Here is a 9,356-nt window from a genome sequence, read left to right as displayed (position 1 = left end):
CAGTCAACCCCGCCCGGTCCCGTCGATCATGGAGTTGTGGTGCCCGGTTCACCCGGACGGGCGGCATTTGTCGCCCACCACAACTCCATGATCGGCTGGGTGGGGCGGCGGGGTGGGGAGGGGACGGGGATCAGCGGCGGGATTGGCGGGAGCGGAGGTAGTCGCTGACCACGTACTCGCCCAGGTCGTCCGTGTCCGGGGTGAACATGCGGCCTCGGCTGCGTCGGGCCACCGCGTCGACGAAGCGGCGCAGGCCCGGGTCGTCGCCGAGCATGAACAGGTTGAGCGTGGCGCCGTAACGGCTGAGCCGGTCCACCTCGCGGACGGTCGCCTCGATCGTCTCCGGCAGCGGCGGCCAGTGGAACAGCGCCTCCCCGTCGTCCGGATCCAGGTGGGCGGTCGGCTCGCCGTCGGTGACCACCAGCACCACCGGCTCGGCGTCCGGATGGCGCCGCAGGTGGCGACCGGCCAGCCGCAGCGCGTGCTGGAGGTTCGTGCCCTGCTCCATGTCCGGCTCCACGGCGGCCAGCTCCTGCTGACTGAGCGTCATCGCCTCCCGGCCGAAGCCGACGATCTGCAGGGCGTCCTGCGGGAAGCGCGTCTCCATCAGGTGCGCCAGGGCCAGCGCGGTCTGCTTCATCGGCCCCCAGCGCCCCTGGGAGATCATCGAGTACGACAGGTCGACGCAGAGCACCACCGCCGCGGAGGCCCGCTTCTCCGTCTCCACCACCTCGAAGTCGTCCACCGCGAGCTGCACCGGCGCACTGGGCCCGGCCCGGCTCACCGCCCGGGTCAGCGTGCGGACCACGTCCAACGGCTGCTCGTCGCCGTACTGCCAGGGTCGGGACCCGCCGCTGACCTCGCCGGCGGCACCCGCCGACCGCAGGTCGTGCTGGCCGCGCGGCCCGGCCGTCAGGTCGGCGAAGACCCGCCGCAGCGCGGTCCCGCCGAGCCGGCGCAGCGCCTTCGGGCTCAGCGTGAGCCCGTCCGCGTCCCGGCTCACCCAGCCCTGCCGGCGCAGCTCCCGCTCCAGCTCACGCAACCGGCGGACATCGTCGGCGGCGCTCCGGCCCAGCGTCCGGGCCACCGCCTCGACGTCCACGTCGTCCAGGGTGGCGCCGGGGTGTTCCTGGTCGAGCTGGTCCAGCAGGTCGTCCAACTCGCCGATCTCGCCCAACGCGCCGGCCGCGTCGGCGTAGTCCAGCGGCTGTTCGCCCCGGACCCGCTCGCCGCGCCCCCACCGCAGGTCCGGCCGCAGCGCCCGCAGGTTCGCGTCGAGCGCGGACAGCTCCCCGGCGAGCCGGTCGCCGAGCGACTGCTGCATCAGCCCGGCAAGCTCGGCGCGCTGCCGCTCGGAGAGCGAGTTCATCAGCCGCTCGCCCGCCGCCGAACGCCGGGCCAGCACGTCGATCAACTCATCGACGGTCTCCGGCCGCTCCGGGAAGAAGTCGCCGTGCCGGCGCATGAACTCGGCGAACGCGTCGGTGGTGTCCTCCGCGCGACCGTGCCGGGCCAGCAGGTCGTTCAGGTCGCTCATCATCTCGGCGAGCCGCCGCTGGACGGCCGGGTCGGCGGACGCGGCCACCGCGTCGCGCAGGCCGGCGAAGCGCTGGCCGAGGACGTCGCCGCGAAGCTGGTCCAGGATCTGCTGGTACGACCGCCGGGCGTCCGCGCTGGCCCACTGGTAGCCGGCCAGCTCCTCCACCGCCCGCGCGGTGGAGCGGGGCAGGTTGTCCAGCACCGACTCGGCGAACCGCGCGCCGTCGTCGTCGCGGCCCCGCAGCTCGTCCCGCTCGGCGGCGAGGGCCTGGTCGAGCAGGGCCCGCGCCCGGGTCACCGCGCCGTCCAGGTCGCCCCGGCGCAACGCCTCGCGGCGCAGCCGGCGGGCCCGGGCGGCCAGGTCGTCCAGCCCGCCCCGCCCCTGCGGGCCACGGCGCAGCAGGTCGCGCAGCGCCTCCCGCAGGCTGCCGCCGGCCAGCACCTCGGCGCCGACCGCGTCCACCGCCTCGCGCACGTCGTACGGGGGCGCGAGCGGGTCGGGGCCGCCGCGCCACTGCCCGTACCGGAACCGGTTGCCGGCCACGGTCAGCCCCGACCGCCGTAGACGGTGCGCCCGGAGTCGGTGACGTCCTTGCCGAGCCGGCGGGTCAGGTGCAGCCCCTCCAGCACGAACTCGACACCGGCGGCGGCCTCCTCCGGGGTGGGCGCGTCGCCCAGGCCGAGCCGGTCCAGCACCTTGGCCAGCCCGGGCACGGTGCCCACCTGGCGCAGCAGCTCGGCGGCGCCGACCAGCTCGCCGGTCTCGATCGCCGCGCCGTCCTCGACCAGGCCGGTGAAGCCGGACAGGTCCAGCCCGGCCAGGCGGGCACGGAACGTCTCGGCGGTCGCGGTCCGCAGCAGGTGGGCCAGGATCTCGATCTCCCGCCCCTCCTCGCCGCTCTCGAACTCGACCTTGCCGCGCAACGTGCTGGTCGTCGACACCGCGTCGCCGACCCGGGCGACCGCGGCCTCGGGGCGTCCTTCCGGAGTGCTGTTGGCGGCGAGCAGGCCGGCGCGGCGCAGCGCGGCACCGGCCACGGTCTCGGCGGCGGCGATGGCGAACCGGGCGGAGACACCCGAGCGCGGATCCACCGACGGTGACTCGCGCACCGCGCGGGCGAACCGGGCCAGGACCTCCAGGACGTGCTCCGGCACCTCGGCGACCAGGTCGGCCTCCTGCCGGATCAGCTCCAGCTCCAGGTCCAGGTCGACCGGGTAGTGGGTACGGATCTCCGCGCCGAACCGGTCCTTGAGCGGGGTGATGATCCGGCCCCGGTTGGTGTAGTCCTCCGGGTTGGCGCTCGCCACCAGGAGCAGATCCAGGGGCAGCCGCAGCTGGTAGCCCCGGACCTGGATGTCCCGCTCCTCCAGCACGTTGAGCAGCGCGACCTGGATCCGCTCGGCCAGGTCGGGCAGCTCGTTGACGGCGAAGATGCCCCGGTTGGTGCGGGGCACCAGCCCGAAGTGAATGGTCTCCGGGTCGCCCAGGGTGCGGCCCTGCGCGATCCGGATCGGGTCGACGTCACCGATCAGGTCACCGACGCTGGTGTCCGGCGTGGCCAGCTTCTCGCCGTAGCGCATCGAGCGGTGCAGCCAGCCGACCGGCTGGTCGTCGCCGGCCTCGGCGACCTGGGCACGGGACGCCGGGGTGAGCGGGTGCATCGGGTGCTCGTTGAGCACCGAGCCGGGGATGACCGGGGTCCACTCGTCGAGCAGCGCGCCGAGGGAGCGGATCAGCCGGGTCTTGCCCTGGCCCCGCTCGCCGAGCAGCACCATGTCGTGCCCGGCGAGCAGCGCCCGCTCGACCTCGGGCAGCACGCTGTCGTCGTACCCGACGATGCCGGGGAAACGGGTCTCGCCGGACCGCATCCGGGCGAGGAGATTGTCGCGGAGTTCCTGCTTGACGGTGCGGTACTGGTGACCGGCCGCCCGCAGCGCGCCGAGCGTGCCGGGCAGGTCGGCCGGTGGAACCGGGATTACCGGGGTAGGCGCAGTCACCCGACCCACGCTAGCTCGTCAAGAAGGGTCCCGTCGGCCTCGGCCGCAGCGGCGGCAGGCTCCGCGGCGGCGCAGGTGGTACGCGTACGTGGCGGCGCCGAGGGCCACGCCCCACAGCGGCCAGAGCAGTGCCGGTCCCCCGGCCACGCTGAGCCCCTGCCAGAACTCGGGCTGGCTGAACAGACCCAGTGAGGCTGCGGTCACCGCGACGGCGACCAGGGTGGCCGGCACCACGGCCAGCTTCACCGGCACCCGGCGACCGGCGAGCCCGACCATCCAGCGCGGGAACCGCTCACCCCACCGCTGCACCAGGCCGAGGGTGAGGATCGCGCCGGCGGTGGCGAACGCGCCCAGCCCGAACCCGGCCCACACCAGCCCGGTGTCCTGCATCTCGGTGAGGAACTCCCGGGAGATGCCGAGCGGGATGCCGGCCGCCCAGGCGAACCGGGTCGACGCGTACGCCAGCGGGATGGCCGCGGCGATGCCGGCGGCCCACCGACCCCAGCGCGCGGCGGCGGCCGGGGTGGTCCAACCCCGGTCGGTGCCGTCGCGGCCGCACCCGACGCACGCCCCGGCGGTACGGCGCTGCCAGGTGAGCACCGCCCCGGCCAGCAGCAGCCCGCCCGCCAGCGCGGCGAAGCGGGCGAACAGCGCCCAGGTGAAGACGTCGGCGTAGTCGACCGGCGGCCAGCCGAACGGCGCTCCGATGATCAGCATCGGCAGGTAGCCGAGGATGACCAGCACCCGGGCGTCCGGGACGACCACGGTGAGCACGACCGCCACGGTCCAGCCGTAGCCGGCGAGCAGCGCCCGCAGCGGGCCGGGCCCGCGTACGGCCGGACGGCTCATCGCCAGCGCCGCCACCGCGGCGGTCAGCAGCACCCCGGCGAAGAGCGGTGCGGCCAGCTCCACCGGCACCAGGCGCAGCAGGTTGACGTCGCCGCCGTGCGGGTCGTTCGCGCCGAACGGGTAGCCGGCGCCGGTGAGCGTGCCGACCAGGGCGAGGACGCCCCACAGGCCGAGCCAGCCGGCGGCCAGCGGGGCCAACCGGTCGGGCCAGCGGGAGTCGGTACGGGGTCTGGAAGCAGTGATCGTCGTCATGCTCCCAGCCTCGGCCGACGGCCGGCCGAACCCCTCCCGGGCGGCGGTGAACCCGCTCCCACCGGCGAGGGACGGCTCAGCCGGACGGGGTGACGAAGCCGGACTCGTAGGCGGCGATCACCGCCTGGGTGCGATCGCGTACGCCCAGCTTGGCCAGCACGTTGCCGACGTGTGTCTTGACCGTCTCCACCCCGACCACCAGGTGCGCGGCGATCTCCGGGTTGGACCGGCCGGTGGTCATCAACCGCAGCACCTCGGCCTCCCGCTCGGTGAGCCGGGCGGCGGTCAGCCGGTCGCCGCCCGTCGGCCCGTACGCCCCGGCCAGCCGGCGGATCGCGGCCGGGAAGAGCAGCGACTCCCCCGCCGCGACCACCCGGACCGCCTCGACCACCTCGGCGGGTCGGGCCCGTTTGAGCAGGAACCCGGAAGCGCCGGCGCGCAGCGCCTCGTAGACGTACTCGTCGTTGGCGAACGTGGTGACCACCAGCACCCGGGGCGGGTCGGCGGAGGTGGCCAGCAGGTGTCGGGTGGCCTGGATGCCGTCGATGCCGGGCATCCGCACATCCATCAGCACCACGTCCGGGCGGTGCCGGGCGACCAGCGGCGGCACCTCGGCGCCGTCGGCGGCCTCGGCGAGCACCCGCAGGTCGGGTTGGGAGTCGATGATCGCTCGCAGCCCGATCCGGATCAGCTCGTCGTCGTCGACGATCAGCACACCGGTGGTCATCGCGTCCCCTCGAACGGCAGGCGGGCCCGGATCAGCCACCGGCCGCCGTCGGGGCCCACGCTGAGCCGGCCGCCGAGCAGCAGCACGCGTTCCCGCATCCCGTCCAGGCCGCGGCCACCCCGGCCCGGGTCGGCCCGATCGGCGCGGCCCACCGCGTTGGCCAGCTCCAACTCCAGCGCGTCCGGGTGCAGGTCCAGCCGCAGCGTCACCGGCCCGTGGCCGTACCGTGCCGCGTTGGTCAGCCCTTCCTGGACGATCCGGTAGCCCTCCCGGGAGACCGCCGGCGGCACCCTCGCGGGGTCGCCGGAGCGCTGCGCGTGCACCGCGAGCCCGGTCGCGCGGGCGTCGGTGACCAGCCGGTCCAGGTCGGCGAGGGTACGCTGCGGCGCCACCGTGGGCCGGTCCCCGCCGGTCTCCCGGAGCAGCCCGAGGACGTGGTCCAGCTCGTCCATGGCGGTCCGCCCGGCCTCCTCGATGGCGGTGAGCGCCCGCCGGACGAATTCCGGGTCGGTGTCGAGCACCCCGCGGGCGGCGCCGGCCTGGAGGGTGGCCACCGTCAGCGCGTGGCCGACCGAGTCGTGCAGTTCCCGGGCCAGCCGGTTGCGTTCGGCGAGTCGGACGGCCTGCGCCTCCAGCGCGGCGATCCGCTCCGCCGGGGTCGGGCCGAGCAGCACCGGCGCCATCGACCCGGCGAGCGCGCCGAGCCCGGCGACGGCGTAGCCGAGACCGGCCAGCAGGAGCACCCCGGTCAGCGTCAGCCAGCCGGTGTCCCGCCCGTCCAGTGGCCCGAACCGTTCCCGGCTGATCAGGTCGGCGCCGATGCCGAACTGCTGGGCGATGAAGGCCAGCGCCATCGGCACGGCCGTGATCAGCGCGACCATCACCAGCGCGCCGATGGTGAGGTGGGTGGCGATCCAGAGCGCGCTGCGCAGCCGGGTGTCCCGGTCGCCGCGGCGTCCCGGCGCGGGGTCGGGCAGGTCGACGCCGAGCAGCGCCCGTACGGCGGCGATCTCCAGTGCCCGGCTGCCGTCGAGCAGCAGCGGCACCACGGCGATCACCAGCGCGACCACCAGCAGGGCGACCACCAGCGCACCGGGGACCTCCGGGCCGGTGAGCAGCTGGGCGAAGGCCACCGCGAGCAGCCCGTACGGGAGCGCCAGGACCCCGCCCAGCAGCAGGAACACGCCACGCCGCCAGGTGCTGCCGGCGACCAGCGGGGACAGCGCCGTTCGGGGAGTCACTCCGTCATTCTGCTGCCGGAGCCGGTCCCGCCGACTCCCCCGTGCCGGGGATATCTCAGCGGTGGTCGGCCACGTACGTCTGCGGGTCCTTGTCCCGGAAGGGCAGGTCACGCCCGTTCTTGTGCTCGCCGTGGAAGGTGAGCCAGCGGTGGCCCAGCTCGGCGCGCAGCTCGGAGCTGGCATGCCGGCGGAAGTCGGGCAGGGCCTCGTCCTCCTCCTCGGCCAGGTGCTCGCTGTTCTCCCGGCGGGCCGTACCGACCGCCGCCCACCAGCGTTCCGAGCCGACGGGGTGCAGCTTGGACTCGGCGATCGCGTCCCGGATCTTGTTGTGGTCGCCGATCGCGTCGGCGGTCTCGTCCTCGCCGTCGTCGCCGTGCTTGACCAGGTGCGGGTAGAGGATCGCCTCCTCGGCCTCGGCGTGGATGTCCAGGTGCAGGGCGAGTGCGTCCCAGATCGCCAGCAGCTCGTGCTCGTCGCGGGCGTCGTCGAGGCGGGCGAAGCCGCGCCGGAAGGAGGCGTGGTCGTCCAGGATCATTGCGGTGATGTCGTCCACTGTGCTCACTTTCCTGTCGAACCGGTGAACCGGGCGCGCAGCATTCGGGGCATCGCGGCGAGGCCGGTGACCGGGCGGAACCGTTTGGCGGCCTCGGCCAGCGCGGCGTACTCGTCGTCGGTGAGGTCGATGTCGGCGGCGGCGGCGTTGCGTTCCATCTGCTCCACGCCGGACGCGCCGGGGATGGCCAGCACGTTCGGGTGGCGCAGCACGTAGGCCAGCGCGATCTGGCTGGGGGTGGCGTCGTGCGCGTCGGCGACCTGGCGCAGCGTGTCGATCAGGGTGGCGGCCCGCTCCAGGTTCTCCGGAAGGAAGTACGGGTTGGCTCGCCGGACCGCGCCGGTCGGCGGGTTCTTCGCGTCGTAGCGGCCGGAGAGGAAGCCCTGGGCGAGAGGGCTGTACGCGATGACCACCCGACCGGCCTCCCGCGCGTACGGCAGCAGCTCATGCTCGGGCGCGCGGTCCAGCATGCTGTAGCGGACCTGGTTGCTGAGCACCCGCCGGCCGAGCGTGGCCTCGGCGACCTGCCAGCGGCGCAGCCCGTAGTTGCTGACCCCGACCTCGCCGACCAGCCCGATGTCCTGCAGGGCGCGCATGCCGCGCATGGTGCTGTGGTCGGCGACCAGCGGGTGGGGCTGGTGCACCTGGTAGAGGTCCAGGGAGGTGACGCCGAGCCGGGCCGCGGAGGCGACCGCCCGCTGCTGCACCACGGCGGCCACCGGCAGCACCGGGAAGATCTTGGACGCGATCACCACCTTGGGCCGGTCGTCGCCGAGCGCGGCGCCGAGGATCCGCTCGCTACGCCCGAAGCCGTAGATCTCCGCGGTGTCGAAGACGGTCACACCCAGCTCGAGCGCCCGCCGGACGATCTGCGCCGCCTGGCGTTCGAAATCCGGGCCGTAGCCCCACTCCCGGGAGCCGAACTGCCAGGTGCCCAACCCGATCTTGGAGAGGGGTTTGGGGGTGTCGAGCGCGATGAGACGCATGGTCTCGAAGCTACCCCCTTGTCCGGGTTCACACGCTCAATCCCGCGTACCCCGGGGCCGGAGCTAGGCTCATGATCGTGACCTACCTCGCCGCGGATGACCGCTACGAAACGATGACCTACCGGCGCAGCGGACGCAGTGGCGTGCGGCTGCCCGCCGTCTCCCTCGGCCTGTGGCACAACTTCGGCCCGGACCGCCCGATGGAGCGGCAGCGCGACATCGTCCTGCGCGCCTTCGACCTCGGTGTCACCCACTTCGACCTGGCCAACAACTACGGCCCGCCGCCCGGCGCCGCGGAGGAGAACTTCGGCCGGCTGCTCGCCACCGACCTGAAGCCGTACCGGGACGAGCTGGTGATCTCCAGCAAGGCCGGCTACCTGATGTGGCCCGGTCCGTACGGCGAGTGGGGCTCGCGCAAGTACCTGATCTCGTCGCTGGACCAGTCGCTGAGCCGGATGGGGCTGGACTACGTCGACATCTTCTACTCGCACCGCTTCGACCCGGACACCCCGCTGGAGGAGACGATGGGCGCGCTCGACGCCATCGTCCGCTCCGGCAAGGCGCTCTACGTCGGCATCTCGAACTACACCTCCGAGCAGACCGCCCGCGCCGCCGAGATCCTGCGCGAGCTGGGCACGCCGCTGCTGATCAACCAGCCCTCGTACTCGATGCTCAACCGGTGGACGGAGGCCGACGGCCTGCTCGACACGCTGGAGCGGGTCGGCGCCGGCTGCATCGCGTACAGCCCTCTGGCCCAGGGTCTGCTGACCGACCGCTACCTGGGTGGCATCCCGGCCGACTCCCGGGTGCGCACCAGCGTCTTCCTCAACGAGAGCGACCTCAGCGAGGAGAAGATGGCCACCATCCGGGGGCTGGGCGAGGTCGCCGAACGGCGCGGCCAGTCACTGGCCCAGCTCGCGCTGGCCTGGGCGCTGCGCGACCCGCGGATGACCAGCCTGATCATCGGGGCGAGCAGCGTCGGACAGCTGGAGACGAACATCGCCGCGCTGGACAATCTCGACTTCAGCGCCGAGGAGTTGGCCGAGATCGACCGGCACCTGGGCTGAGCGCCGCCGGGCCGGCGGGCCGGGTCACCAGATCCGGCGCCGCCCGGCCCGGTGGTTGCGCACCTCGCACTGCCGGCCGACCGGCACGGCCCCGGGGCGGCGCAGCCGACCCGCGGCGACGAGCAGCGCGACGACCAGCACGGC

General features: G+C 74.1%; 8 protein-coding genes. 1 reads left to right on the top strand and 7 read right to left on the bottom strand.

What is annotated here, in order from left to right; genetic code table 11:
* Positions 1-130: 130 nt before the first annotated feature.
* The 7 genes from EAD98_RS04200 to EAD98_RS04170 all read right to left on the bottom strand — a co-directional run bounded on the left by EAD98_RS04200 (position 131) and on the right by EAD98_RS04170 (position 8,145).
* Positions 131-2,083: a VWA domain-containing protein gene (locus EAD98_RS04200; protein WP_121652754.1), complete on the bottom strand. Its 1,953-nt coding sequence runs from the start codon at positions 2,081-2,083 to the stop codon at positions 131-133.
* Between the two features lie 2 nt (positions 2,084-2,085).
* Entirely contained in the window at positions 2,086-3,546 is a 1,461-nt protein-coding gene (locus EAD98_RS04195; RefSeq protein ID WP_121652753.1) for a sigma 54-interacting transcriptional regulator, read from the bottom strand.
* Positions 3,547-3,555: 9 nt separating this feature from the next.
* Positions 3,556-4,638, bottom strand: a complete 1,083-nt coding sequence (locus EAD98_RS04190; RefSeq protein WP_121652752.1) for a hypothetical protein — start codon at positions 4,636-4,638, stop codon at positions 3,556-3,558.
* Between the two features lie 76 nt (positions 4,639-4,714).
* Positions 4,715-5,365, bottom strand: a complete 651-nt coding sequence (locus tag EAD98_RS04185; protein ID WP_121652751.1) for a response regulator transcription factor — start codon at positions 5,363-5,365, stop codon at positions 4,715-4,717.
* Complete coding sequence (locus EAD98_RS04180; RefSeq protein ID WP_121652750.1) at positions 5,362-6,606, bottom strand: sensor histidine kinase; 1,245 nt, start codon at positions 6,604-6,606, stop codon at positions 5,362-5,364. Before EAD98_RS04180 ends, EAD98_RS04185 begins: the two co-directional genes overlap by 4 nt.
* 55 nt (positions 6,607-6,661) lie before the next feature.
* Positions 6,662-7,159 (bottom strand): hemerythrin domain-containing protein, encoded by a 498-nt coding sequence (locus tag EAD98_RS04175; RefSeq protein WP_233583713.1) that lies wholly within the window; start codon positions 7,157-7,159, stop codon positions 6,662-6,664.
* A 5-nt stretch (positions 7,160-7,164) separates the two neighbouring features.
* The gene (locus EAD98_RS04170; RefSeq protein WP_121652748.1) at positions 7,165-8,145 is read right to left on the bottom strand and encodes an aldo/keto reductase; all 981 of its coding nucleotides are present in this window, start codon (positions 8,143-8,145) and stop codon (positions 7,165-7,167) included.
* Positions 8,146-8,216: 71 nt separating this feature from the next.
* Between EAD98_RS04170 and mgrA the strand changes: the two genes are divergently transcribed.
* Positions 8,217-9,212, top strand: a complete 996-nt coding sequence (gene mgrA, locus EAD98_RS04165; RefSeq protein ID WP_121652747.1) for an L-glyceraldehyde 3-phosphate reductase — start codon at positions 8,217-8,219, stop codon at positions 9,210-9,212.
* Positions 9,213-9,356 lie beyond the last annotated feature (144 nt).

Source organism: Micromonospora sp. CV4 (assembly GCF_003667455.1).
Classification (GTDB): domain Bacteria; phylum Actinomycetota; class Actinomycetes; order Mycobacteriales; family Micromonosporaceae; genus Micromonospora.
This window is presented reverse-complemented; position numbering and strand designations above follow the sequence as displayed.

Coding starts and splice junctions, on each gene's coding strand:
- EAD98_RS04190 (WP_121652752.1), bottom strand. CDS start 4,638: ATGACGACGATCACTGCTTCCAGACCCCGTACCGACTCCCGCTGGCCC.
- EAD98_RS04185 (WP_121652751.1), bottom strand. CDS start 5,365: ATGACCACCGGTGTGCTGATCGTCGACGACGACGAGCTGATCCGGATC.
- EAD98_RS04170 (WP_121652748.1), bottom strand. CDS start 8,145: ATGCGTCTCATCGCGCTCGACACCCCCAAACCCCTCTCCAAGATCGGG.
- mgrA (WP_121652747.1), top strand. CDS start 8,217: ATGATCGTGACCTACCTCGCCGCGGATGACCGCTACGAAACGATGACC.